Raw genomic sequence first — 21,577 nt, 5'->3', positions numbered from 1 at the left:
ATGGGCGCTTTAAGCGCCTTTTTTAATGCTTGGGTAGGCGTATGAATCGAGTGGTGCAAGGTGCAAAAGCGGGCAGCGGTGAAGCGAGAAAGTCTGTCATTGCTACAGACTCGGCACAATCCAAAACCTTTATTAAAATTCTCTATGGTTTATCAGAAGGGCCTATAAAAGGCTTGGTGAATGGCATACGTTCAATTTACCTAGACGATACCCCTTTACAAGATGCCAATGGGATTTGGAACTTTGAAAATGTCACGGTTGATTCACGCCTGGGCACCAATGATCAAACTTATATCGATGGCTTTCCAGACATTTCGTCAGAAACAGGCATTGGGGTTGAACTCAAATCCAGCGCAGCATGGGTCAAAAGCTTTACCAATCTTGAACTTGATGCACTACGTATTCGTTTACGTTGGGGGCCACTACGCCAACAAAATATGGACAATGGAGATGTCAGTGGTATCACCATTCTCTATGCAATCGATTTACAAACCGATGGTGGGACGTGGACCGAAGTATTAAATACTAAAATCTCCGATAAAACCTCAGCCAATTATGAGCGTTCACATCGTATAGATTTACCAAAAGCCAATTTTGGTTGGCAGGTTCGTGTCCGTCGTATTACCCCAAATTCAAATTCAGAAACTGTCAGTGACAAGATGTACGTACAGGCAATCACTGAAGTCATTGATGCCAAATTACGTTATCCCAATACAGCCTTGTTGGGTTTGCAATATGATGCAGAAACATTTTCCAATGTGGCGAAAATGGCTGCCGAGTGCGAAGGAGTTGAAATTCTACTTCCGAGCAACTACAACCCTGTTACACGTGTTTACACAGGCTTATGGGATGGTACATTTAAACGTGCCTATAGTAATAATCCAGCTTGGCATTTTTATGATGTGTGTATCAGTAAACGTTATGCACTGGGTAATCGCATTAATTCAAGCATGATTGATAAATGGTCAATTTATCGCTTGGGTCAATACTGTGATCAATTGGTTCCAGATGGAAAGGGTGGGCAGGAACCACGGTTCACTTTGAATGTCTATGAGCAATCCCAAGATGATGCCTGGTCTGTACTCTCCAAAATGGCAGGGGCTTTTCGCGCGTATATCTATTGGGATGGTCAAGCCATCGTTTGTGATGCGGATATTCCGCAAGATACTTATTTCACCTATACCGCAGCCAATGTCATTGATGGGCATTTTGAATATTCAGGCACACGTGCACGTGATCGGCATACTGTTGCCAAAGTGGCTTGGGATAATCCAAACAACCGCTATAAAACTGAATATGTATTTGTGCGGGATGAAGCAGCCATTGCACGACTAGGCATCCGTATTGCTGAAATTGCTGCTTATGGTTGTACCAGTGAAGCACAGGCGCAACGGGCAGGGCATTGGGCACTTAAATCTGAACAGTATGAAACGCGCACAGTGACGTTTAAAGTCGGACTAGATGGATTTATTCCGCGCCCTGGTAAAGTCATTGAAGTTGCCGATGCATTGTTTGCGGGTCGAGCCAATGGTGGTCGTATTGCTGCAGTCAGTGCAGACCTCAAAAAGATCACTTTAGATCGGAATGATGTGATTTGTCGTGCAGGTGATCGCTTAGTAGTAAATGGTGAAAATGGTAAGGCTCAAGCGCGTATTGTTCAATCGATGACGGGCCGTGTGATTACGGTTGTATCGGCATTTGAATCTGTATCAGCCCAAAATGTTTGGGTTGTGGATGCGCAAGATCTAGCGACGATGAAATTTCGCGTAATTTCAATTACCCAGGATGATACCCACCAATTTACGATCAATGCTTTGCAATACAATGCATCGAAATATGATGCGATTGATAACGGGGCATTTATTGATGAACGGCCAATTTCGATTATCAATCCGAAATTGCAAAACCCTGTTGCTTCAGTGACGATCAGTTCTGAACAAATGGTGCAGCAAGGTTTAACTGTTGCGACGATGATTATTACTTGGCCACAAGCTGAAGGTGCAACCAAGTATCAAGTGGAGTGGCGCAAAGATGATGGTTCCTGGTTAAAGTTGCCGATCACTGGGAATAACTCTATTGAGGTGCAAGGGATTTACACGGGCAACTATCAGGCGCGAGTTGTTGCAATTAATGCCTTTGATATTGCTTCACTGGCCACCTATTCAACGCTGACAGCACTGAAAGGAAAGCTGGGTAATCCACCTAAACTTGCGTTCATTACTGCGACAGGCATCTTGTTTGGTATGCATTTGAAGTGGGGCTTTCCTGCGGTGGGTGCTTTGGATACTGCTTATACGGAAATTCAGGTTTCACCTGATGGGATCAGCAATATTGCTCAGCTTGGATTGTTTTCATATCCGACCACAACCCATACGATCCAAGGATTACAGCCAAATTTAACCCAGTTTTATCGGGGACGTTTGATTGACCGCATTGGTAATGTGGGGGATTGGTCCAATTGGACCTATGCCACCACGTCTGCAGATGCATCGGCCGTACTGGATATTCTGTCTGGGAAAATAACTGAGTCACAGCTACATCAAGATTTACAGACTCAAATTGACCAGATTGAAATCAATAAAAATGCTATCTCGCAAGAGTCTCTTGATCGTGCCAATGCTATTGTCGATGAAGCCAGTAAGCGTGCAACTGCAATCAGTACAGAAAAGACTGAACGCCAATCCGCTGACCAAAACTTGTCACAACGGATTGATACTGTAAGTGCAAGTGCTGGGAACAATGCGAGTGCAATTCAGCAAGAAGCAACGGCACGCGCAAATGCCGATTCGGCATTAGGGCAACGCATTGATACTGTCGTTACCAAGTCAGATCAAAACTTGGCTTCTATTCAACAGGAGGTGACAGCACGAACAAATGCTGATTCGGCATTAGGGCAGCGTATTGATACAGTCGTGGCAGATCTAGGAGGCAAAGCCAGTACAGGTGCATTGAATCAAGTTTCTTCAACAGTGGCTGCACAGGGTGAATTGATTACTGCAAACACCACAAAAATCGATGGAGTTTATGCGCAAGTCAATCCATCGTTGATTGGTGATGATTCACTATTGATCGGATCAACTGCAGGCTATGCAGGGGTTTGGTCTGAACAATCTGCACGAATTGAAGAGGATATTGCGCAGTCAATTCGCACTGATTCAGTGATTGCGCAAATGGCAGCGAATGATGCGATTTATCAAAGCCAAATCCAAGCCAATGCCAGTGCAATTGCTGCGAATGTCTCTGCTACGACGATTTTGCAAACTACAGTAGGGCAAAATACGGCAAGTATTCAAACACAGCAGCAGTCAATTAATGGGATCAACCTGCAATACACGCTGAAGCTAGATAGCAACGGCTATGTTGCGGGTATGGGCGTGATGAACGATGGTAAAACATCGAACTTCATCATCAATTCAGATATGTTTGCGTTAGGCAATCCAGCAGGTACTGTAGGGACGACCTATCCATTCATATTTAGAACAACGCCTTACACGGATCCATTGACTGGAACGGTTTTCCCTGTGTCTGCTTACATGAAGTCTGCAATGTTTGACTATCAGTCAGTCAAGACATCGCATATTGAAGATCTCGCAGTCAAAACAGCCAAGATTGATGCTTTGGCTGTGACAACCGCAAAAATTGATAATTTAGCGGTAACTGAAGGGAAAATTGCGAATCTTGCCGTTGATACTCTCAAGATCAAAGATAATGCGGTGACTGTACCTGTTTCGGCATTTGCAGAAGCAGCAACAACGGTCAGTACTGATTACATCACGATTCAAACTTTGGCTGTGCCATCAGATATGGGACATACCATTTTGACTTTTGGTGCTGTATTTAGTTTTACCTCTTATACATCGCAGCAACGGTTGCTTTGTCGTGTCCTGAAAAATGGCAATGTCGTATTTGAAGATTTGGAAGTACATTTTATTGATTACGCTTCAGTGGGTGTGACCTCTGAAAATAGTGGCCAACATCAACATAGTGTAAGTGTGACTGTTTCAGGTACTTCTAGTGATGCTGGAAGCCATAGCCATGGTTACAATGGGAGTACCAATAGCTCTTCTGCTGGAACGGTTTCTAACTCTTCACATAACCATAGTTATAGCGGATCAACCAATTCGGGAGGATCACATAACCATAATTTAAATTTAAACGGTAGTGCATCAATGGGACTTGATGGTATTCACAGTCACAATGTAACGATTCGTGGTAGTGCTCGCAGCGCGGGGACATTGAATATTTCAAGGCATGATTCAACGGGTATCGCGGGAACATTCCAACTGCAGCTTAAATCAGGTTCAGGTGGCAATGTAAGCGTTTCACAGCGATATATACACGCAATGACAATGAGGAAGTGATGGCTTATTTTGCGGTGTTTGATATAGAGACTGGCAGAATTGAAAATCTTGTTGAATGTCCTGAGTTCCTGGCGAATTCAATTCACTTGGAAGCTAACCAGGACATGATTCAAGTTGAGTCTCAAGTCTCAGCAACACAATACCATGTGGTTAATCGAGAGCTTTATAAACTTTATTAACAATATGAACGAATGACGGCACCTTAAAAGGTGCTTTTTTATTGCCAAGTTTAAGGGGGTTACATGCAAGAGCATGAAAAAGTGGCATTGCAGTTAATTTTTATGGGAATCGCTATTGCTATGGCAAAGATACTTGTAAGTGAAGAAAAAACCACATGGCGAGTCATTATTGGACGCTCAATTTTGAATGGCTTCACAACCTTAGGTGCTGGAGCAGTTCTTATATGGATTTCAGATTTGAGCATGCTTGGTGTCTTAGGTTTGGGGGCGTTTCTTGGCACGTTGGGTAGCCAGTTTGTAGAAGCGCAATTGCGCAAAGTCGTTAAAGCGAAAGCAGGTGAATTGGAATGAAATTAATCGAAAACTGGAAACAAGCATACAAAATGAAATCGGTACAAGTTGGCGCATTAAGCGCCATTTTTTATGCCCTGATTTTATTCGCAGATCAATTTATGGGAGTTTGGAACGTCATTCCGCAAGACGTTAAAAACATGATGCCAGAGCAATGGAAAGAAGTGGTCGGATGTTTTGTAGGTGTAGCCATGGTGCTTGCACGTTTGAAAAAACAGCCTGAATTGCATGATGAGGTTGATACAAATGACGGTGAATAATTCAGAACAAATTGCCCAGGCATATTCTTGGTTGCGTGCTATGTCTGGGGGCAAGTTGACTCAAGATCAGGTCAATGCAGGTGATGCCATTATTGCAACCAATGGTCTGACGGAATTTGCAAGGCTCATTGGCTATTCATTGCCGACCACGCCAGTAGTTACAGGGCTACGTGATATTTCAGAGCAGGGCTTCGAAATCATCCGAGAGTTTGAAGGATTTCGTGCAAATGCTTATTTAGACACTGGTGGCGTGTGGACCATTGGCTTTGGCACGATCAAGTATCCAAATGGCACCAAGGTTAAAGCGGGTGATACGTGTACACGAGGTCAAGCTGAACTATGGCTCAAGAATGATTGCCAATGGGTAGATGCATGCCTGGATAAATATGTGAAAGTCGACATTAATCAAAACCAATTTGATGCTCTGGCCAGTTTTGTTTACAACATTGGTGAAACTGCTTTTTCGAAAAGTACGATGCTTACTTTAATCAATAAAGGTCAGTTAAAAGCTGCAACTTCACAATTTGACCGTTGGGTTTATGACAATGGAGTCAAAGTGAGTGGTTTAGCTAATCGTCGTGCTAAAGAGAAAATGTTGTTTTTGAAAGCCCTCACTTGAGGGCTTCAATTTTTTTATTTATTTCGATTAGAACCTTATTAGTCTCTTTAAAAGCGGAATCATATTTTTGCTCATCTTCTAGCCAAATAGAGCTATGTCCATCTGAGCAAGAGTTAAATACTTTTATTGGACTATGGTTAGAGAGAAATGACTTAAGATGAGTAATTTCTATAAATTTTGATTGAAGGGTTTTATAACTTACTTTATCAAGGGTTAAAGAGATATAGGCTTCTTCAAATGAAGATTTTAAGTTGTTTAGTTTTTCTAAAATTGATTGATACTCTCCAAGGCTTATACGTGCAAATCCTTCATTATCAGGATCAGATGCACCTACATCATATAAAGTTTTTAAGTAAGACGAGGTTGTCGTAGCTCTTTGTTCGAAAAACATAATAAAGTCAGTAATTAAGCTCTGACAAAACAGCGATTCTTGCTGGATTCTAGAAAAAACTTCCATAGTATGGACTTCATTCTGAAGCCTATTCCCTCTAAAGGTTAGAAAGCCAATCAATATCAAATTTAAAATAGCTACAATAGCTTCAATCGCAGTACTGTTTTTACTTATAAATTCAAAAAATAGCATTTTATTATTTTACTCCTCAATAACCCTTGCATTCCGCCAAAACTCCCCACGCTTCATGGCCAAGTAGCTTTCTGCTCTCATACGATCAATAAACGTATCTGCTAAATCAACGTTATCTACCCAAGCAATATTTGTTGTCATTTGGGCCGTAATCTCAGAAGGCTCCCAATAGTCATCTTCGTGAACAATTGTTTTGGTTGATAAATATAAGCCATTTTTTTTGATGCACCACATGGTTTTTTACTCTGGCCATTGTGTCAGAATGATAGTACATAATTGCATCATTTATAGCCATTGTGTTTTACAGCGACAAAATTACGTCAGTTTAGAAGTAATATATTGATTTTAATAATTATATTCAGGCTTTGACATCGTAGAGGTCTCCAGTTCGAGTCTGGATATGCCTACCAAATAAAATCAAAGACTTACAGTTAGAATCAATAACTTGTAGGTCTTTTTTTTGCCTGTAATTTGGCGCAATTGGTGCATTTGTTGCTCTTTTTAGTGAAAATACGCCATAATTTACGCCAAGATTACGCCAAGACCTGTACGATGAAATTACCCAAAGCCAGAAAAAGAGGTGATGCCTATCGAATTGAATTAATGTTCGATGGAAAGCGTTACTCAGCAACCCGAGATACAGAAAAAGAATGTGAGCAGTGGGCAGCAATAAAAATACTTGAGTTGAAAGCAGGTGCCAAAGAAGATGCTCCAGTAAATGAAAAACCTGTTTTCACCTATAAGCAGTTATTTGATGTTTATTGGGATAAAGTAGGCAAGCATACAAAGTCTAAAGATTGGATTTTGACACAGTACAAAACCTTTGAAAAAAAGATGGGTGAGTTGGCCCATAAAAATATTCATGACATTACACCACTCGATTTAACTAATTGGCGAAATAAGCGTTGTACTGAAGTAAAAGAAAATACTGTGCTTAAAGAGATTTCACTCTATTCAGCAATGTACACATATGCTCAAAAAGAAATGTTTTTGTTGGATTCAAATGTTTGGATGCAAATATCGAAGCCAGTCAAACCTGAATCACGGTACCGTCGAATTTCACAGGCTGAAATTGATACGATGTTGAAGCTCTTAGAATATGAAATAGGGCAGGTACCAACATTGCCACAGCATTATGTCGCATGGGGATTTTTATTTGCTATCGAAACAGCGATGCGCAAGGGCGAGATCCTGAATATGAAGCGCTCAGAAATTTATGACGGCTATGTACACCTTCCAAAAACTAAAAATGGCTCTAAACGCAATGTGCCTTTATCTAAGTTCGCTAAAGAGCTGATTGCTTTGATTCCGCATGAGGATGAGCAAATCATTCCACAAAGCCCGGATGCATTTAGAAAGTTGTGGGAGCGAAGAAAGGCTGAATCAGGAATTGAAGATTTCCATTTTCATGACACACGCCATGAAGCAATTTCTAGAATGGTTAAAATTAGAAAATTACCTGTAGAAGTATTAGCGAAAATTACAGGTCACAAGAAAATTGAAGTTCTGGTGAATGTTTATTACAACCCAGATGCAGATGAACTAGTTGAAATGTTTAACTCATAAAAAGAAAGAGAGCTAACAAGCTCTCTTTCTTCCACGTTTAGATGTACTGTCTTTTAATAACTGGGATGCCTTCACAGGATCATAGAGAAATTTACCCTCAGTCCCTTGGTTGATAACACTTAGCCGTCTACGCACGGTTGCAACTGAAATGCCATGTCGCTGTGCAATATCCGCAGCAGATACCAATTCAACCTTTTCCTGTTGCATCCCGACTACAGTTGCACCGCCGATTTCGGACCCTAAAAAAATCTTTGGAGGCACATCAGATTCAACTGTAATTGTATATTTTAAAGCTCCCATCAAGACATCTCCTTAGAACTTTTAACTACTCTTTCAGGCGAAGAATCGCAAGTTTGGGCTAGTGCTTTAACAAAACCACCGCTAGCAATAAAAGCATCCATAGGGTTGTTAAGGTCTAATATATGAACATTGGTTTCACAAACTGGGCAGCTACGGATCTCGACTTTAAGTCCACAGTTATGACACTGAAAATTATTGATCATCATGACTTTGCTCCTTGCTTAATGCGGTCACCAGATTTAATTTCTTCATCTGTAGCAGGATCCTTAAGTTGAATTACAACGGGACCTTCACGAAAATCATCAGAGACCAATTGACCATCTAGTTGTTTGCGTTCAGTAATGGTTAGGTTGCGCCACTTAGCAATACACCAGTTACCTTTTAGGATGCCAATAGGTTCATCCATACACATTGAGCCGTAACTATATCCTTGCTCTTTAAGCCAATTTGTTGCTGCATAAAATGCAGAAAAGTCGCCAGTTTGGTTGAATTCAATCTTAGTCATGACTAAGCCCCTTGTGTTTGAATTACATAGCTACGCAGTTGAGCTAATACAGAGTCAAGTTGATCGAATTTGATGTTCTGGCTGAACATCTGGCATAAGGCGTGACCTGCAACACTACCCATAAAGTGAATCGCTTCAATGTCATTTTGATCAGCAATTTCATTTACAGCTTGAACAAAATAAAGATTGCAAAAAGCTTTTGCTAAATCAGAGCCGTTTTCTGCAATCAAACCAACTGGCTCAATATGATTGATCACAAGCATTTTGTTTTTATTCATGACTTTGCTCCTGTGCTTCGATCATGGCTTTCCAGTCAAACTGGATGGTTAAGGTTCTTGCATCAATCCAACGATTCTTAAATAACTCGAACTCAGATTCACTTAAATCACGTTGTTCATTTCTAGCCATGTGCTCAACTTTATTGAACATTGCTTCAGCGTGCTTGCGAGCTTCATCTGCACTTAATTCGCGAGGAACCAAAACAAACCCGTCAGGCACCGCTTGGGATTTGGCTTGCCAACCTTTTTTAAACAATTCATAAGCAAGTTTTGCATCATGCTCTTTGTAGGGATTTTCGTAAGTACCCCAGACTTTATCCAAGTTAAAGCCCATTTGTGAAACTTCTAACTCAAAGGCTTCTTCACATTTCTTTAGTTGATCTATATCCATCACAACCACCATAAATTGAATTTAATAATTACCGTGCCGTTTATAACCAACATCACTTCAAGCAACCAAACCACCCATTCCATGTGATTCACCTTTGACTATATGCAGAATTTCCTTTTCTGCTTTTGCTGTACAAGTTTGTTCAGGTGCCGCAAGATGCCGTTCAAATTCGTTGCCAAGTTCATGAGCTGCTGGATTGCCTGATAAGTCAGCACCTACACGAACATAGTGATGTGACTTCTTATATGCCCGTTGTGCTTCACGGCTTTTAGCTCTTGCTGCAAAACCACCGTTTAACGCATTTACGTCATAGCCTAGTTTTTCTAACCAGATTTTGAATCCTAAGAGGTTCTTTGGTTTGACTACTGCACGCATAATTCTCGTCCCTCAGGTTGAGTTTTAGTGCTGTAGCCAATAGCTTTGAACAGTGGGTTTAAAGCCGAAATATCCAATTCTTTTTTTGCACGTGTAGCAGCAACATATAAAAGTCGGGCTTCGTCTTCAGATAGAACTTTCTCACCAGGTGCAGCCGCTTCCTTATAAAAGAAGTCACCACCAAGTTTGACCTTGTTAAATTCCAGACCTTTCGATTTATGGGCTGTAGTCACAACACAATCAAAATCACTTGAGTTGCTCTTCATCAATGCTTCAATCAAAGCAGCTTCACCAACTGTATTAATTAGGCTCACCAGTGGTTTAAGATCATTGCCTGAAACTTCTTCGGTATATTCGATGACTTCTTCCCAATTGCTAAAGCCTTCAAACACACTACCGTCGTGAACCTTGACACCATTTTTCACTTTTTTGGCATCTTCAATATTTTTCAACAAAGAGGTTGTATCAAATTCCAAGCGTGGCTCTCGTCCAATTTTTACCAACTCAACCATGTTCGATAGGGCAGCAGCATTGGTACGGTAGATGAATGCATCTGCAATCACGTCACTGACATCACCAACACTAGAATTGATTTGTTCAAAGCCACGTAATGGAATAGTTTCATCCAAGACATTGAATAAAATCTTATTGGCAAGGTCAGCAATATTTTCACCAAAACGGAATGACTGGCTTAAACGTGTCTCAGCATTTTCTAGTGATTGCATGGCATTGACCGCGCCTCTGAAAGCATAAATTTGCTGGTGACGGTCACCCACATAAATGACTTGAGCTTGTTGCTTACTCAACACATTCAACATGATTGGATCGGCATCTTGTGCTTCATCGAACAGGATGAAATCTGAATTAATCACTGGATTGCTTAAAGCCCAATATTTTAAATAATGATCGTGCTCTAATTTGTTCACACCTGTAGGGTTGAGAATATCGCCCCAATAGTCATATGCCTTTGGTAAAAGAACATTAGCCAGCTCTGCGCGATAGGTGTCATCCATCCAGTCAGGCAGGGCAGCATATACATGCGCCAGTTGGATCTCATTGTGGTTTGAACGGCAGAAATATCCAACTGCATTTAACATAGCATTAGCCATATGCTTAGAATTGAATAAGCGTTTCTTATCGTCCTCTCCACGTTGTTTTACCAATGCGACAGGCACATGATAATTTTCAAGGTTATGGCGGTATGCCAACTGGTTGGACATAAGGCGACGATTCTTCAATTTGTTCGTCAACCAGCGTGGCACAGAGTTATATGCAAGACTGTGAAAGGTTTTGCACTTCACATTGTGATTGAATTTAGACTGCGCCTCAGTCGCAATTGCCTTGTTAAATGCTAAGTACATACCGTGTTGGTTGTACTTTGCATTGCCAATTAATTTTAGTGTTGATGTCTTACCAGCACCTGCATAGGCAGTTACTTTGCAAGATTGTCCTTGAATTGCCATATCAATGGCATGTCGTTGTTCCATAGTTGGATTCATCTTTGATCTCACTATTGGCACCCTCATCGATGAGGGCACCACATGCCAGAGTTATGCTGTTAATTCAGCGGCTTTGCGTTCGTAAATTGAATTGATCTTGTCGATCTGTTCGTCAGTTAGATATGAAGTGTTAGGTTCAAAACGTTCACCCATGATTGAATTGATAACTTCAACATCGGCTGCATCTTCAAGATCAACAACCAACTGAAGGTAGAATTTCTTCGCAGCATAGGCATTTTTAATATCTGTTTGAGCTGGTTCACCTAAATCATCTGGCACAGTGGAACCAATTTGTTTTAATTGATCCAGTGACTCTGCTGCAGCAATTTCTGCAATTAGAGCTGCTGTGTCGAACTCAGGTGCCATATCAACAGCTTTGTCCTGTTGTTCACGATGTTCTAACTGTGCTTTTAGACCAGATGCACCTTGATGCTTCTTGATATTTGATGGCTCAGGAGTCACATCAATTTCTTTATCGCGCTCTTCTTCAGCAACCCCAAACCCTTTAAGAATATCCGTGAACTCATCGCGTAATGCATATCCACGTGCACGCATTTGCATCATGCGTCGTGGATATTGAGACCAAGGACCAGCTTTAGAAAGTAAACCTGCACGTTTTGCATCTTCTTTGCTGAATGTTTTGGTAACGGCTTTATGGCCTTTACGTTTAACGATACAAGTTGCAACGTCATCAGTTTGAGTCTCTTCAAACTGCTCAAGCAATCCTGAACTACGAACCAAGGCAAGAACAGCATCACCCCAAAGCGAAGGACGACCATTAATTACTGCAATGTTTTGCATGGCTTGAAGTGGTTGTAATCCAATTTCAGCACCCCATTGCATAGCAACTAAAATGTTGCCAGGCTTTTTCTGATAGTCCTTTGGGACAATTTCAGAGTTCGCCAATAAATCAGCAATTTGCATCGCTTCTTGAAGGTTAGTAGGAGTTAAAAAGCCAGTGTTTTGAACTAATGCATTCATGATAAATATTCCTTAAACTGCTTCTTTAAATTTGTTTGTAGTACGGAAAACACGCGTACTGGATGTTTTGCTGTATTTCGCAAATAAATCAGGTTCTTCTTTTTTCAACAGCGTGCTGTCGATACGAGTAGAGGATTGTTCTTTGTAGGTACAGATAGTCATGCCTTGGCTAATCAGCATTTCTGCATCTTGCATGGTGGTAACGATCTGTAGCTTGATTTCATCTTCACGCGCCTTGTCAGCCTTTTGGCGATTCTGAACAGTGATGAGCTCTTCAGCTAATTTGATGTGCTTTAAGTCTGCTTCGACTTGTTTACCAACAACGTGCTTAGACCAGCGATGCAATACATCATCAAAACACGTCGGATCGGGTGGGACATCAGCAACCACATGGTTGAACCAGAACGCTTTAACTTGACGAAAAATTGAATCAATCAAGTCCTCATCACGCTCAATGCGATACATGCGGAACTTGTTGCCACCTATCAGCACCGCAAGGTCAATGAATTGGCAACCTGAAAGTAGGAGATACCAAAGGCACTGAGTAAGGTAGTAGTCTGGAACTTGGTCTGAGCCTTCTTCACCAAACAGTTTTGCAAGGTATTCAGAAGCCGTTTTACATTCGAGCAATTGATCTGTAGTCAGCTTACCGTCTTTGAATCGCACGTTGCCTGAAATTTCAGGATTGATAATTGCACGGTCAATATTGCCAATCGCCCAAGGATGATCAGGCAAACTTAATTGCTGAGTTACACGCTGAACCTTTACACCAGCACGACGTGAATATTCCTTTGCAACTACATCTTCAAGAAGATGACCAAAGTGTGCTGATTCACTTTGAGACTCTGAGCGTTCACTACGGCCAGTTTTGTCTAACCACAATTGGTATGGTGACTTGTACGGACTAAAACCAAGGATTGCAGCAACGTCTGAACCACCGATTCCTTTTTTACGACCTGCTAAGAATTTTTCGTGATTTACTTGGGTATTCATATCACACCACCTGATTTTCAGAATATTTAGGAGCCAAAGGGCGGTAGCTATCATCAGCAGTACGCTGACAGTTCACACAAATCATTGCTGGTATTACGCAACGATGGAAAAATTCATCATCGTAACCATCACGTGTTTCAGTATTTCCGCAGTGTTCACATTCATAAATTGCTGTGAAATCCCGACGGGTTTGAGAGGTGATTTGCTTAATTTTCATAAGAAGAACCCTCCACGCTTCCCCATGATTTCCAAACGAATTGAGCCAATACCTACATCAATGATCAATTCACGAAAATCTTGATTAGAGGTAATGCCAAACTTAAATGCCCAACCACCACCGAAACGACCTGAACCCTTCACTTTGAGTGGGTTCCAACCCCATTTCTCACCATTGTGGTAGCTGCTTAAAGGGTCACGTGATTTGATGGTTTGCCATGGGAAACCTTCCAACGACACGTAAATAGTCGATTTACCAATGTTGATTTCGCTATAGTCTTTAGGAACAACAGGGCAAAGCATTCTGTAAACCAGTGCTTGCAGCTCATTTCGCTGAACCTTAGGACCATGCTTAATCTCAATAAGTTCACCCATGAGAACCTCCCAACTTTTGAAGTTTCACCGCAATAGAGTCTTCAAGCGCCTCATTGATTTTTACGAGTTCATAACGGTCAATGTAGGCATTAATTTCTTCACCTGATTCATCACCAACAAACTCAGGTTCAAGACGATCTATTTGGATACCAAAGGCTTTATTGAATCCATTGCTGTCATCAAAACTTGAATAATCGAAGTTCACTTCAATCAAAAAACTGTCATTTGCTGCTAGGAGCGTTGCGTGGCAATCACGACGGCAGTCGTTGTATGGACCAAGATCAAGCGCATCCACTTTATAGCTATCAGAAGAAACAGTAATTTGTTGCTGTTCTTCAACTGGTAGCTTTGCTGGTTGATACATCTGTACCGATGCAAAAACTGCTGTCATCGCTAATGCACCACCTAAACCCAACAAAACTGATTTGAAATTAATAGAAACCTTGTTCATAATCCCTCCTATAGCTTTCGCTATACCCCCTAAAGAAGCCCCGTCCTTGACCAAAATTTCGGGGCTTTTTTTCGCCTATTGTTTATGCGTTATGCCGTGAATGTACCGATACGAACTTCATTGTCTGGAAGCAGCGCAATAACTTTGTTTTTGAACTCTTGAATGATTTCGTTGCGAAGTAGTTCTTCTTTGACGATCTGAAGAGCAAACACAGGGCTACCTTCTGAATCATTGGTGAGTAAGCGCAATTTGATTGTCTTCTCGTCCAATCCAACGTAAGCAGTGTCTTTAATTTCAAAGTACGCAGGTAATTTGCCAACTGTTGTAGATGCTTCAACGTTTTCTAAAACAGAGCGTGATTCGCTTAAATTAGTGACTTGGCTTTCACTTGAAGACGTTGCGCTGATTTTCATGTTGCGCACAGCATTCAATGCTTCTCCAATTGAAATGGTTTCGTTGTTTGGTGTGAGTGCTACGAAAACACCAGCCCAATCTTCAAGTAATGTTGCAAAGCTTTTTTGGTTGAACTTGCCGTCTTTAATTTTGTTCAGCTTTTCCCAAACTACAGTTGGTTCAAGCTTCAATGTTGCTTTATGGTCACAATGGCCTTGAGCAAAGTCTTCTTGAGTGAAGTTTAAGATTGCAGTTGCAGCTACGTTTTTATGGTCTACAAATACAAGGGCTGTTTGCGGTGCAACATAAGGTTGATCAGCAGAGCAAACTGTTGGAGTGCTCCCTGATTCTGAGTGTTGAAGTACATAGCTTTTGAAGTCTTCAAAAGAAGGAGTAGTCAACGCACCACGCGCACGATTGCGACCATTTAAGAATTGTTCTAAATCAGCGACTTTATAGCTTTCGTGAACTGCTACAAGTTGACCACGATCAAGTTGTTGTACTGGCTTAGAGAGTTCAACGATATCTTTAGCTGAGTTTTCCATTTTTTAAGTACCTTACTGGTTTGGATTGAAAAAGTTGTTAGAAAGAAACTGGCGAAGCTGCTTATGCGTCTTCGTGCTGGTTGTGTTCTTCAAATAATTGACTGGTGTGATTAGCAAACAGGGTTACGTCACCGCCAGCATTGAAATGCATTGGAGATTTAGAAGTTGTGTCTTCAGTACGTTTGCCCTTAGCGGTTGGCTCGACATAAGCAAGGGTGTGCGCGATTTCGACTTGTGTTGAATCACCGATACGGGAAATATCAAGCGTGATTTTGATTTGACCTTTCTTGTTGTTCTTCACAACGCCTTCGGCAACCATGCTGATAACAGCACCTAACTGGTTTGCGAAGACACCTCCGCTTAGATCGCCGATGAATTGTTTTGCATTAGTGGGTTTTGACATTTTATTCACTCACATTGGGTTGGTGTGTGAGGTAAATATCGCATTTCCGATATTGGTAGTCAATAGGTAATCCGATATTTTTATAGAAATTCCGATTTCCTATGTTTTAATAGGCAAAAGAAAACCCATCACTGGGATGGGTTATAGGGAATTATTATGACTGATAAAAAATTATCTCCGCCATTAGTTATTGAATCAATTGGCGCAGAAGGAACAACGTGGATGCTATCTTTTAATGGGCCTAATCCTGAAGAAGATGACGCTATTGAATTAAGTCAAAACCAATGCTTCTGGTTGCTGGAAAAAATTATGAATATTGACCCCAATCTCTTTGATAGTGCCAAGGAGAAGTTTTTACATTCCAAGTGATGAATTCACTAGGATTAAAGTGCTCGTCAAGAACAATCATATTTCTCACAAATCTTGGCTCAAGTGGAATAGGGTGAGGCTTTTTACCTTGGTCGGGGTAGTAGTCCCATATGTGAAATCTATCGATTCCATCTTTAATTTTTCGGCTTGGGCCAAAGTCCATAGGGGCACATATTCTCTCAATATCCCGCCCATCTTCTTTCGAGTAAAAAGTAATTTTTAGTTTCTGTTTATCGTGTATAGCTTGTAAAAATTTTTCTTTCACATTTATCTGCACCCGATCTGTTCTAAGGGGCTGCGCCGGGTTCGCAGCTATTTAACTTTTTCTTACGCGCTTAGGACGTGATCCACCCAATGGTCTAAAGGCATCAATAACTAATCCTACAAGCTCCATACCTTCTTCAAATTCAATAATGTTTGGCTGGAAATTTGGATTAAGTGCTTGTAAATACTTGCGATCGTCACTTTCAATAACCAGTTTTTTGAAAGTTGCATCTGTATTATGACGTACAACAATTAGATCCTCAGAAAGCAAATCACATACCTGAAAAGATGGATTTATCAGAATATAATCACCATCCTGATAGGTTGGGTAATTACTAATACCTACAACTTTCAAGTAAAAACAACCATCAGGGTCATCGGAACTTAAAGGGGGGAGCCATTCAGCAATTTCTGAAGGGTTTATTGATTCTACAGATGTCATTGATCCAGCTTGAACCCAAGATAAAACAGGTAATAATTTTGAGCTTACAGGTGTGACATTATTATCAAACCCACTCACCACAACACCTTTCTTTAATTCCTCAGCAGTTACCCCTAATGCATTGGCTAATTCTAGGATTGATCCTGTAGATTTTGCGTTGCCTGTTTCAAGATCAGAAATCACAGACTGTTTTACGCCTGATTTTTGAGCCAACTCTTTTTGGGTCATTTTTTTTGCTTTACGAATTGATTTTAAGTTTTCGCCCAAAGTAGTCATGTTTCGTCCTTTCGTTACAACTATCGGAATTCTGATACATATTCCAATCGGTTTGGCTATTGTATAAATATCGGAAAACCTATATATTTATTGAAAATATAGGAGGTTTGTATGAACCAATGGCAATCCAAGATCATTGATCTAAAAGAGAAAGGGCTAACCCAATCGCAAATCGCCACAGAAATGGATTGTTCTCAAAACTACGTAAGCAATTTGGAGAACGGGATATGTGGCAAACGCCTTGGGTATGAAAAAGGCAAAAAATTGGAAAAATTGTGGGTGAAGCATTGCTCACCAGAGCAAATCGCATAGGTGAAAGTATGAGTCTTGAAAAGAAATCTACGCATGTTCGCTTGTCTCCAGAGATCCATGAACGAGCAAAAACTCTCGCTGAAATTAAGGGTAAAGACCTTGCTCAATACCTCGCTTTCTTACTTGAAAAAGAAATCGTGGGTGAGTGGCATGTTCTTAATTTACAAGCAAAATCTTTTGAGCGCTTAGGATTAGGAGCCTTAGTGCGGGACTTGTCTACTGAAGTGAGCTTTCCTGAGGGATTGGAAGGGATTCACGGGAATTTAAGCAAAGAAAAAGCCTGATTTCGTGGATCAGGCTTAGTTGTTCATCAACCAGAGAGATTAAAGAACATGACTAATTTAACAGAACATAAGTGTGCTGGCAAATGTCCAGAGTTTAACGGGGAACAGTGCAATCACTGTTTGATTCAGCAAATTGAAAAACGTGAATTTGAATTAGGTGTTGCACCTGATAGTGCATATTTCATCGGTGTGGATTTAGCTGCTGATGGGGAAGACAAGTCGGTTGAAATCGCTTATTGCGGAATCTCTAAAAAATACTGTACTTGCCCAAACGGTGTGCAGATTTGCTTACATGAACATGGTGGTGCAGTGGTGGAGGTACAGCATGAGAAATCGCTTTAGTGGTTATTGCTATTACTGCACGCAGTTCGTTGCAAAAGGTGCAGGGCATTTTGAAAAGCGTCAAGACGCTAAAGGCTTTCGTGTCATTCATGCTGAGTGTGTTTTCAAACAGCGCGAAGATAAGCAAAAAGCGAATGGGGTGACAGCATGAACCTACGTCGCCCTAAAACCCGTTCTCGTTTTAAGCCAGGTCAAGTTGTTCGTTTAGATGGCTGGGCTTATCGCGTGGCTGCAACTATGCGAATTGATAACTGTGAAATTGTGCATGTGTATGCCAAGTTCCGTTGGTCATTTGGTCCTGATATTTCAGCACGTACCGTTACTGCAAAACAATTGGTTTTGATGCGAGGTGCTGCGTGATCGACAACACTTCAATTCTCGCTCTAACTGACATTATCCAATTGCCTGAAGCAGAACGCTTACAGGCTATTAAAAACAGCTTTGGTGACAAGTCTCAGGATGAACTGTTGGGCTTGCTTGGTAATGTTCTGAATATTGCTGTGAATTACGCTCAATCATGTGACGAGACTCTTTACCTGCATATGGTAACGAATGGCGGTATGCATCCATATGCGATTGAAAAGCTAATTTCACCTAGTTTCCATGGTGCTTTAAATGGGCTGATCTTGGCTCAGAAGGCACCCAAGCAAGATGTGCTATGCGAATCATGTGCATATCGCTGTGGGACTCTCGCAAATCATTGTCTTACCACTCAATCTGACTTGGCTCATGCTTTGGAATCGGATGCGGTTTTTTATTGCCATAAAGATATTGAGAATCTGGACTGCCCGACCAGTGAAGACAAGAAGCGTATGAAGCCATGTAAAGGGTGGGCGCAGCATGTGAAAAACAAGGGGGATTTATGAAAGAACTCCACAAAACTTTGCTGTTCATTTTCATGGCTATTGGTGCAGTTGCTATTCGATTAGGGGGTGTGGCGTGACCAAGAAACGCAATAAAAAATACAACCCAAATAAACCTGCTTTAAATCCTGTACGCAAGTTTCAGCTTATTGGTGAAGCGATTGAAGAAAATCGCATTCTCGACCTTTGGCAATTAACAAATGGTAAATCTGAGGACCAAGCACCTGAGTTAGCCCATTTGCTAACTTTGACCAAGGGTACGCTTGTAATTGCTATGCGCAAGGACTTAATAGACAAGGAACAAAGCTTCCATATCAGTTGTGACATCTACGCAGAACATTCTGATGGCCGATCTATACAGCTCGATTATGAAATTGCTGTACCTGAACGTATGACATATGGACAGTTTTTGAATGGTTGTGAGGATGATCAAGAGCCGATTTACATCGTTGAATGCGGTGTCAAAACTCGCTGGAAAGGTGCCAACAAATTAATGGATGAATACTTCCATGAAGTTGCGGGACCAGGATTCAAAATTGTAAAGCAGCCATACATTGTGACTTGCTTTTCTGCGTTCAAGAACGTGGCATGCCAGCGCGAATTTAAAGCAGTTCAGATATCCCTTACTGGTAATGGGTTGGGGGTGGCAGCGTGAATAATTCCAATATTCCACTAACACCAAAAGAGTGTGATGTATCAAATTTCCCATATATGCCGATTGAAATTGATCGCCTTTTGAATTCTGAAACATGGATTCTTGGAGATGATTCAGAAAAAGTTGCAAGCATGACGCTTTGGTTAAAAAGCTGGTCGCAAGTACCTGCGGCAAGCATTCCTAACAATGACAAGATGCTTGCGCATTTATCTGGTATGGGAACCAAGTGGAAAAAAGTAAAAGATCATGTTTTACGTGGTTGGGTTGATGGCGGTGATGGTCGTTTATATCACCACGTTGTTGCAGAGAAAGCATTGGAGGCTTGGATTGAAAAGCTTGCCAATGCTATATCAGGGGCGCATGGCAATGCTAAACGTTGGAGTATTGAGATTGATACTTCTGAATTAGAAGGTCAGTTATGTGATGCAGTTTACCGACTAAAAAGTATCGCTCCGCAATCCAAAGCGTTAACTAAAAAGATCGCCAAAATGGTCGAGTCACGATCGCAACCCGTATCGGGGGGCGATACCGACCCGAATAGTCAGGGGATCGCAATAGAGAGTAAAGAGAACGTAAATAGAATAGATATTAATAAACACACACAAGGCGCGAACCAAAAATCAGAACAAGACGATTCTTGGAAACCTGATTCAAATTTCTTGCTGAACGTCATTCGTGAAAGCATGGGTGCTCATGCTGAATCGATTTTAAGCATGTCTGATTACCAATTTCACCTTGGTAACTTCAACGCCCATTGGGAAAACAGACCAGATCTCACTGAAAACCAGCGAACCCGTAAATTTGCTGTATGGCTCATTGGTGAATTCAAAAAGCAATCGTCTGGCAATCAGCAAGGTAAACCTAGGAATAAATCCCAATCCATAAACCTGAACGTCAACGACGACTGGAACAACCAACCGAAAGACGATCAACCGTTTCACGGAACAGTCCAACTACCTGAGGGCATGATATGAACGCACATTTTCAATTCAGTCGCTTTTCAATGTCGCAGGAAGTTTGTGACATGCACAAAGTTCAAAAACTTGTAGCAGGTGGCAATTTGATTTGCCCTATGTGTGCAAGTGAATACGTGAATGCTGATCGATCTAAACACCAATCAGAAACAAATCGAGCAGTGTTTGAAAAGCACATTGCAGGGGCAATGCTTCCAGATCGTCATGCACATTCGTCATTCTCGAATTACAAGACCACCACCCAAGGACAAGCGAATGCATTGAGCCAATGCGCAAACTTTGCAAAACGCATTGCTGAAAAACAAAACTCTAATTTCATCATGGTTGGATCAACTGGGACAGGTAAAACACATCTTGCTTGTGCAACGGCTAAGAACCTTTTGAAAAATGGGCTTAAAGCGCGTTACATCACCAGTGAAGAAATTGCGCAGCGGATCATGAACGCTTGGGACAAGGACACCAAAGACCAGTCTGAGGAAGCTGTGATTTATGAGTTTGCTCAATACGATTTGTTGATCGTTGATGAATACGGATTGCATGACCGTGAAAAACGTACAGAACTCGTTCACAAAGTTTTAACCAAGCGATATGACTGCAAGAAACCAACCATGTTGATTTCAAATTTCACCTTGAAAAAATTACGTGATGACCTTGGAGACCGATTATGGTCACGCTTCCAGCACGATGGTTTAACCGTAGTGGAGTGTAATTGGGCTGATGCACGTGTTGGGGGTGCTCATGTCTAAGATCATCATAGGCATCGATCCTGATTTAGAAAAATCGGGTGTGGCAGTTTTGGGGCAATCGCATTTTGAGCTGAAGAATCTCAAGTTTGCAGATGTGGTTGAGCTCTTCCATGACCAACAAGACATGATCAAGAAAGTTGTGATTGAAGCAGGGTGGCTGAACAAGAAAGCCAATTTCAGAAGTGGTGCGAAGAAATCACTTGCGGTCAATGAGCAGATTTCAAAACGTGTTGGTGAAAACCATGCAACAGGCAAATTACTTGTGCAGATGGCACAGCACTTAGGTTTGCCAGTTGTCGAAGTGAAGCCAACAAAATCTAAAACCAATTCAGAAGATTTTAATCGGATCACTGGTTGGGTAGGTCGAACAAATCAAGAACAGCGTGATGCTGGCATGTTGATTTGGGGCATGAGCGTTTAGGAGGG

At 41.3% G+C, this 21,577-nt stretch carries 34 protein-coding genes; 17 read left to right on the top strand and 17 right to left on the bottom strand.

The window, feature by feature from the left end; genetic code table 11:
- The first annotated feature begins 41 nt into the window (after nt 1-41).
- The 5 genes from gpJ (at nt 42) to I593_RS05820 (ending at nt 5,770) form a co-directional block, all read left to right on the top strand.
- Complete coding sequence (gene gpJ, locus I593_RS05840; RefSeq protein ID WP_016166646.1) at nt 42-4,361, top strand: TipJ family phage tail tip protein; 4,320 nt, start codon at nt 42-44, stop codon at nt 4,359-4,361.
- Entirely contained in the window at nt 4,361-4,540 is a 180-nt protein-coding gene (locus I593_RS05835; RefSeq protein ID WP_016166645.1) for a hypothetical protein, read from the top strand. Before gpJ ends, I593_RS05835 begins: the two co-directional genes overlap by 1 nt.
- A 63-nt stretch (nt 4,541-4,603) precedes the next feature.
- Complete coding sequence (locus I593_RS05830) at nt 4,604-4,891, top strand: phage holin family protein (protein WP_016166644.1); 288 nt, start codon at nt 4,604-4,606, stop codon at nt 4,889-4,891.
- Nucleotides 4,888-5,151 (top strand): DUF7940 domain-containing protein, encoded by a 264-nt coding sequence (locus I593_RS05825; protein WP_016166643.1) that lies wholly within the window; start codon nt 4,888-4,890, stop codon nt 5,149-5,151. Before I593_RS05830 ends, I593_RS05825 begins: the two co-directional genes overlap by 4 nt.
- Nucleotides 5,138-5,770 (top strand): lysozyme, encoded by a 633-nt coding sequence (locus I593_RS05820; protein ID WP_016166642.1) that lies wholly within the window; start codon nt 5,138-5,140, stop codon nt 5,768-5,770. Before I593_RS05825 ends, I593_RS05820 begins: the two co-directional genes overlap by 14 nt.
- Here the strand turns inward: I593_RS05820 and I593_RS05815 are convergent.
- Both I593_RS05815 and I593_RS05810 read right to left on the bottom strand, forming a co-directional pair.
- Nucleotides 5,763-6,353, bottom strand: a complete 591-nt coding sequence (locus I593_RS05815) for a hypothetical protein (protein ID WP_016166641.1) — start codon at nt 6,351-6,353, stop codon at nt 5,763-5,765. The two genes, I593_RS05820 and I593_RS05815, sit on opposite strands and share 8 nt — an antisense overlap.
- Nucleotides 6,354-6,362: 9 nt before the next feature.
- Nucleotides 6,363-6,587, bottom strand: a complete 225-nt coding sequence (locus I593_RS05810; protein ID WP_016166640.1) for a hypothetical protein — start codon at nt 6,585-6,587, stop codon at nt 6,363-6,365.
- Between the two features lie 318 nt (nt 6,588-6,905).
- Between I593_RS05810 and I593_RS05805 the strand changes: the two genes are divergently transcribed.
- Nucleotides 6,906-7,919, top strand: a complete 1,014-nt coding sequence (locus I593_RS05805) for a tyrosine-type recombinase/integrase (protein ID WP_016166639.1) — start codon at nt 6,906-6,908, stop codon at nt 7,917-7,919.
- Nucleotides 7,920-7,931: 12 nt separating this feature from the next.
- On the opposite strand, the gene I593_RS05800 is transcribed toward I593_RS05805, so the two are convergent.
- From I593_RS05800 to I593_RS05735, 14 genes are all read right to left on the bottom strand, one after another.
- A complete protein-coding gene (locus I593_RS05800) occupies nt 7,932-8,219 on the bottom strand; it encodes a hypothetical protein (RefSeq protein WP_016166638.1) in 288 nt (95 codons plus the stop codon).
- Nucleotides 8,219-8,425 (bottom strand): hypothetical protein, encoded by a 207-nt coding sequence (locus I593_RS05795; RefSeq protein ID WP_016166637.1) that lies wholly within the window; start codon nt 8,423-8,425, stop codon nt 8,219-8,221. Before I593_RS05795 ends, I593_RS05800 begins: the two co-directional genes overlap by 1 nt.
- On the bottom strand, nt 8,422-8,724 hold the full coding sequence (locus I593_RS05790; protein ID WP_016166636.1) for a hypothetical protein: 303 nt from the start codon (nt 8,722-8,724) through the stop codon (nt 8,422-8,424). The genes I593_RS05795 and I593_RS05790 overlap by 4 nt, the downstream gene beginning before the upstream one ends.
- 2 nt (nt 8,725-8,726) lie before the next feature.
- Nucleotides 8,727-9,002, bottom strand: a complete 276-nt coding sequence (locus tag I593_RS05785; RefSeq protein WP_016166635.1) for a hypothetical protein — start codon at nt 9,000-9,002, stop codon at nt 8,727-8,729.
- On the bottom strand, nt 8,995-9,393 hold the full coding sequence (locus I593_RS05780) for a hypothetical protein (RefSeq protein WP_016166634.1): 399 nt from the start codon (nt 9,391-9,393) through the stop codon (nt 8,995-8,997). The genes I593_RS05785 and I593_RS05780 overlap by 8 nt, the downstream gene beginning before the upstream one ends.
- A gap of 57 nt (nt 9,394-9,450) precedes the next feature.
- Nucleotides 9,451-9,768, bottom strand: a complete 318-nt coding sequence (locus I593_RS05775; RefSeq protein WP_016166633.1) for a hypothetical protein — start codon at nt 9,766-9,768, stop codon at nt 9,451-9,453.
- Entirely contained in the window at nt 9,756-11,267 is a 1,512-nt protein-coding gene (locus I593_RS05770) for a UvrD-helicase domain-containing protein (RefSeq protein WP_016166632.1), read from the bottom strand. The genes I593_RS05775 and I593_RS05770 overlap by 13 nt, the downstream gene beginning before the upstream one ends.
- Nucleotides 11,268-11,318: 51 nt before the next feature.
- Nucleotides 11,319-12,248: a hypothetical protein gene (locus I593_RS05765; RefSeq protein WP_016166631.1), complete on the bottom strand. Its 930-nt coding sequence runs from the start codon at nt 12,246-12,248 to the stop codon at nt 11,319-11,321.
- A 12-nt stretch (nt 12,249-12,260) separates the two neighbouring features.
- The gene (locus tag I593_RS05760; protein WP_016166630.1) at nt 12,261-13,241 is read right to left on the bottom strand and encodes a YqaJ viral recombinase family nuclease; all 981 of its coding nucleotides are present in this window, start codon (nt 13,239-13,241) and stop codon (nt 12,261-12,263) included.
- 1 nt (nt 13,242) lies between these two features.
- Nucleotides 13,243-13,458, bottom strand: coding sequence for a hypothetical protein (locus I593_RS05755; protein ID WP_016166629.1), 216 nt, complete (start codon nt 13,456-13,458; stop codon nt 13,243-13,245).
- A complete protein-coding gene (locus tag I593_RS05750; RefSeq protein WP_016166628.1) occupies nt 13,455-13,832 on the bottom strand; it encodes a hypothetical protein in 378 nt (125 codons plus the stop codon). The genes I593_RS05755 and I593_RS05750 overlap by 4 nt, the downstream gene beginning before the upstream one ends.
- Entirely contained in the window at nt 13,825-14,283 is a 459-nt protein-coding gene (locus tag I593_RS05745) for a hypothetical protein (RefSeq protein WP_016166627.1), read from the bottom strand. Before I593_RS05745 ends, I593_RS05750 begins: the two co-directional genes overlap by 8 nt.
- A gap of 89 nt (nt 14,284-14,372) precedes the next feature.
- Nucleotides 14,373-15,221 (bottom strand): DUF2303 family protein, encoded by an 849-nt coding sequence (locus I593_RS05740; RefSeq protein WP_016166626.1) that lies wholly within the window; start codon nt 15,219-15,221, stop codon nt 14,373-14,375.
- A gap of 61 nt (nt 15,222-15,282) precedes the next feature.
- Nucleotides 15,283-15,624 (bottom strand): hypothetical protein, encoded by a 342-nt coding sequence (locus I593_RS05735; RefSeq protein WP_016166625.1) that lies wholly within the window; start codon nt 15,622-15,624, stop codon nt 15,283-15,285.
- A gap of 156 nt (nt 15,625-15,780) precedes the next feature.
- Here I593_RS05735 and I593_RS20360 point away from each other — a divergent pair, with 156 nt between their 5' ends.
- Nucleotides 15,781-15,993, top strand: coding sequence for a hypothetical protein (locus I593_RS20360; protein ID WP_016166624.1), 213 nt, complete (start codon nt 15,781-15,783; stop codon nt 15,991-15,993).
- Between the two features lie 316 nt (nt 15,994-16,309).
- Here the strand turns inward: I593_RS20360 and I593_RS05725 are convergent, their stop codons facing one another.
- Nucleotides 16,310-16,975: a helix-turn-helix domain-containing protein gene (locus I593_RS05725; RefSeq protein ID WP_016166623.1), complete on the bottom strand. Its 666-nt coding sequence runs from the start codon at nt 16,973-16,975 to the stop codon at nt 16,310-16,312.
- Nucleotides 16,976-17,086: 111 nt separating this feature from the next.
- Here I593_RS05725 and I593_RS05720 point away from each other — a divergent pair, with 111 nt between their 5' ends.
- The 10 genes from I593_RS05720 (at nt 17,087) to I593_RS05680 (ending at nt 21,572) form a co-directional block, all read left to right on the top strand.
- A complete protein-coding gene (locus I593_RS05720; protein WP_016166622.1) occupies nt 17,087-17,287 on the top strand; it encodes a helix-turn-helix domain-containing protein in 201 nt (66 codons plus the stop codon).
- 8 nt (nt 17,288-17,295) lie between these two features.
- On the top strand, nt 17,296-17,571 hold the full coding sequence (locus tag I593_RS05715; RefSeq protein ID WP_016166621.1) for a hypothetical protein: 276 nt from the start codon (nt 17,296-17,298) through the stop codon (nt 17,569-17,571).
- Between the two features lie 48 nt (nt 17,572-17,619).
- A complete protein-coding gene (locus I593_RS05710) occupies nt 17,620-17,913 on the top strand; it encodes a hypothetical protein (RefSeq protein WP_016166620.1) in 294 nt (97 codons plus the stop codon).
- Nucleotides 17,897-18,064: a hypothetical protein gene (locus tag I593_RS20355; RefSeq protein ID WP_016166619.1), complete on the top strand. Its 168-nt coding sequence runs from the start codon at nt 17,897-17,899 to the stop codon at nt 18,062-18,064. The genes I593_RS05710 and I593_RS20355 overlap by 17 nt, the downstream gene beginning before the upstream one ends.
- A complete protein-coding gene (locus I593_RS05705) occupies nt 18,061-18,273 on the top strand; it encodes a hypothetical protein (protein ID WP_016166618.1) in 213 nt (70 codons plus the stop codon). The genes I593_RS20355 and I593_RS05705 overlap by 4 nt, the downstream gene beginning before the upstream one ends.
- A complete protein-coding gene (locus tag I593_RS05700) occupies nt 18,270-18,779 on the top strand; it encodes a hypothetical protein (protein ID WP_016166617.1) in 510 nt (169 codons plus the stop codon). The genes I593_RS05705 and I593_RS05700 overlap by 4 nt, the downstream gene beginning before the upstream one ends.
- Before the next feature lie 73 nt (nt 18,780-18,852).
- Nucleotides 18,853-19,431, top strand: coding sequence for a hypothetical protein (locus tag I593_RS05695; protein WP_016166616.1), 579 nt, complete (start codon nt 18,853-18,855; stop codon nt 19,429-19,431).
- Nucleotides 19,428-20,405 (top strand): DUF1376 domain-containing protein, encoded by a 978-nt coding sequence (locus I593_RS05690; protein ID WP_016166615.1) that lies wholly within the window; start codon nt 19,428-19,430, stop codon nt 20,403-20,405. The genes I593_RS05695 and I593_RS05690 overlap by 4 nt, the downstream gene beginning before the upstream one ends.
- Nucleotides 20,402-21,151: an ATP-binding protein gene (locus I593_RS05685; RefSeq protein ID WP_016166614.1), complete on the top strand. Its 750-nt coding sequence runs from the start codon at nt 20,402-20,404 to the stop codon at nt 21,149-21,151. The genes I593_RS05690 and I593_RS05685 overlap by 4 nt, the downstream gene beginning before the upstream one ends.
- Entirely contained in the window at nt 21,144-21,572 is a 429-nt protein-coding gene (locus I593_RS05680) for a hypothetical protein (protein WP_016166613.1), read from the top strand. The genes I593_RS05685 and I593_RS05680 overlap by 8 nt, the downstream gene beginning before the upstream one ends.
- Nucleotides 21,573-21,577: the final 5 nt, after the last annotated feature.

The organism is Acinetobacter tandoii DSM 14970 = CIP 107469, from assembly GCF_000400735.1.
Lineage (GTDB): Bacteria > Pseudomonadota > Gammaproteobacteria > Pseudomonadales > Moraxellaceae > Acinetobacter > Acinetobacter tandoii.
This window is presented reverse-complemented; position numbering and strand designations above follow the sequence as displayed.

Excerpts from the sequence above, each read along its gene's own strand:
- I593_RS05750 (WP_016166628.1), bottom strand. The coding sequence starts at position 13,832 with ATGGGTGAACTTATTGAGATTAAGCATGGTCCTAAGGTTCAGCGAAAT.
- I593_RS05820 (WP_016166642.1), top strand. The coding sequence starts at position 5,138 with ATGACGGTGAATAATTCAGAACAAATTGCCCAGGCATATTCTTGGTTG.
- I593_RS05680 (WP_016166613.1), top strand. The coding sequence starts at position 21,144 with ATGTCTAAGATCATCATAGGCATCGATCCTGATTTAGAAAAATCGGGT.
- I593_RS05710 (WP_016166620.1), top strand. The coding sequence starts at position 17,620 with ATGACTAATTTAACAGAACATAAGTGTGCTGGCAAATGTCCAGAGTTT.
- I593_RS05805 (WP_016166639.1), top strand. The coding sequence starts at position 6,906 with ATGAAATTACCCAAAGCCAGAAAAAGAGGTGATGCCTATCGAATTGAA.
- I593_RS05720 (WP_016166622.1), top strand. The coding sequence starts at position 17,087 with ATGAACCAATGGCAATCCAAGATCATTGATCTAAAAGAGAAAGGGCTA.
- gpJ (WP_016166646.1), top strand. The coding sequence starts at position 42 with ATGAATCGAGTGGTGCAAGGTGCAAAAGCGGGCAGCGGTGAAGCGAGA.
- I593_RS05795 (WP_016166637.1), bottom strand. The coding sequence starts at position 8,425 with ATGATGATCAATAATTTTCAGTGTCATAACTGTGGACTTAAAGTCGAG.
- I593_RS05765 (WP_016166631.1), bottom strand. The coding sequence starts at position 12,248 with ATGAATGCATTAGTTCAAAACACTGGCTTTTTAACTCCTACTAACCTT.
- I593_RS05715 (WP_016166621.1), top strand. The coding sequence starts at position 17,296 with ATGAGTCTTGAAAAGAAATCTACGCATGTTCGCTTGTCTCCAGAGATC.
- I593_RS05760 (WP_016166630.1), bottom strand. The coding sequence starts at position 13,241 with ATGAATACCCAAGTAAATCACGAAAAATTCTTAGCAGGTCGTAAAAAA.
- I593_RS05825 (WP_016166643.1), top strand. The coding sequence starts at position 4,888 with ATGAAATTAATCGAAAACTGGAAACAAGCATACAAAATGAAATCGGTA.
- I593_RS20360 (WP_016166624.1), top strand. The coding sequence starts at position 15,781 with ATGACTGATAAAAAATTATCTCCGCCATTAGTTATTGAATCAATTGGC.
- I593_RS05685 (WP_016166614.1), top strand. The coding sequence starts at position 20,402 with ATGAACGCACATTTTCAATTCAGTCGCTTTTCAATGTCGCAGGAAGTT.
- I593_RS05775 (WP_016166633.1), bottom strand. The coding sequence starts at position 9,768 with ATGCGTGCAGTAGTCAAACCAAAGAACCTCTTAGGATTCAAAATCTGG.
- I593_RS05725 (WP_016166623.1), bottom strand. The coding sequence starts at position 16,975 with ATGACTACTTTGGGCGAAAACTTAAAATCAATTCGTAAAGCAAAAAAA.
- I593_RS05770 (WP_016166632.1), bottom strand. The coding sequence starts at position 11,267 with ATGAATCCAACTATGGAACAACGACATGCCATTGATATGGCAATTCAA.
- I593_RS05810 (WP_016166640.1), bottom strand. The coding sequence starts at position 6,587 with ATGTGGTGCATCAAAAAAAATGGCTTATATTTATCAACCAAAACAATT.
- I593_RS05740 (WP_016166626.1), bottom strand. The coding sequence starts at position 15,221 with ATGGAAAACTCAGCTAAAGATATCGTTGAACTCTCTAAGCCAGTACAA.
- I593_RS05745 (WP_016166627.1), bottom strand. The coding sequence starts at position 14,283 with ATGAACAAGGTTTCTATTAATTTCAAATCAGTTTTGTTGGGTTTAGGT.
- I593_RS05815 (WP_016166641.1), bottom strand. The coding sequence starts at position 6,353 with ATGCTATTTTTTGAATTTATAAGTAAAAACAGTACTGCGATTGAAGCT.
- I593_RS05755 (WP_016166629.1), bottom strand. The coding sequence starts at position 13,458 with ATGAAAATTAAGCAAATCACCTCTCAAACCCGTCGGGATTTCACAGCA.
- I593_RS05735 (WP_016166625.1), bottom strand. The coding sequence starts at position 15,624 with ATGTCAAAACCCACTAATGCAAAACAATTCATCGGCGATCTAAGCGGA.
- I593_RS20355 (WP_016166619.1), top strand. The coding sequence starts at position 17,897 with ATGAGAAATCGCTTTAGTGGTTATTGCTATTACTGCACGCAGTTCGTT.
- I593_RS05785 (WP_016166635.1), bottom strand. The coding sequence starts at position 9,002 with ATGAATAAAAACAAAATGCTTGTGATCAATCATATTGAGCCAGTTGGT.
- I593_RS05790 (WP_016166636.1), bottom strand. The coding sequence starts at position 8,724 with ATGACTAAGATTGAATTCAACCAAACTGGCGACTTTTCTGCATTTTAT.
- I593_RS05800 (WP_016166638.1), bottom strand. The coding sequence starts at position 8,219 with ATGGGAGCTTTAAAATATACAATTACAGTTGAATCTGATGTGCCTCCA.
- I593_RS05835 (WP_016166645.1), top strand. The coding sequence starts at position 4,361 with ATGGCTTATTTTGCGGTGTTTGATATAGAGACTGGCAGAATTGAAAAT.
- I593_RS05705 (WP_016166618.1), top strand. The coding sequence starts at position 18,061 with ATGAACCTACGTCGCCCTAAAACCCGTTCTCGTTTTAAGCCAGGTCAA.
- I593_RS05830 (WP_016166644.1), top strand. The coding sequence starts at position 4,604 with ATGCAAGAGCATGAAAAAGTGGCATTGCAGTTAATTTTTATGGGAATC.
- I593_RS05780 (WP_016166634.1), bottom strand. The coding sequence starts at position 9,393 with ATGGATATAGATCAACTAAAGAAATGTGAAGAAGCCTTTGAGTTAGAA.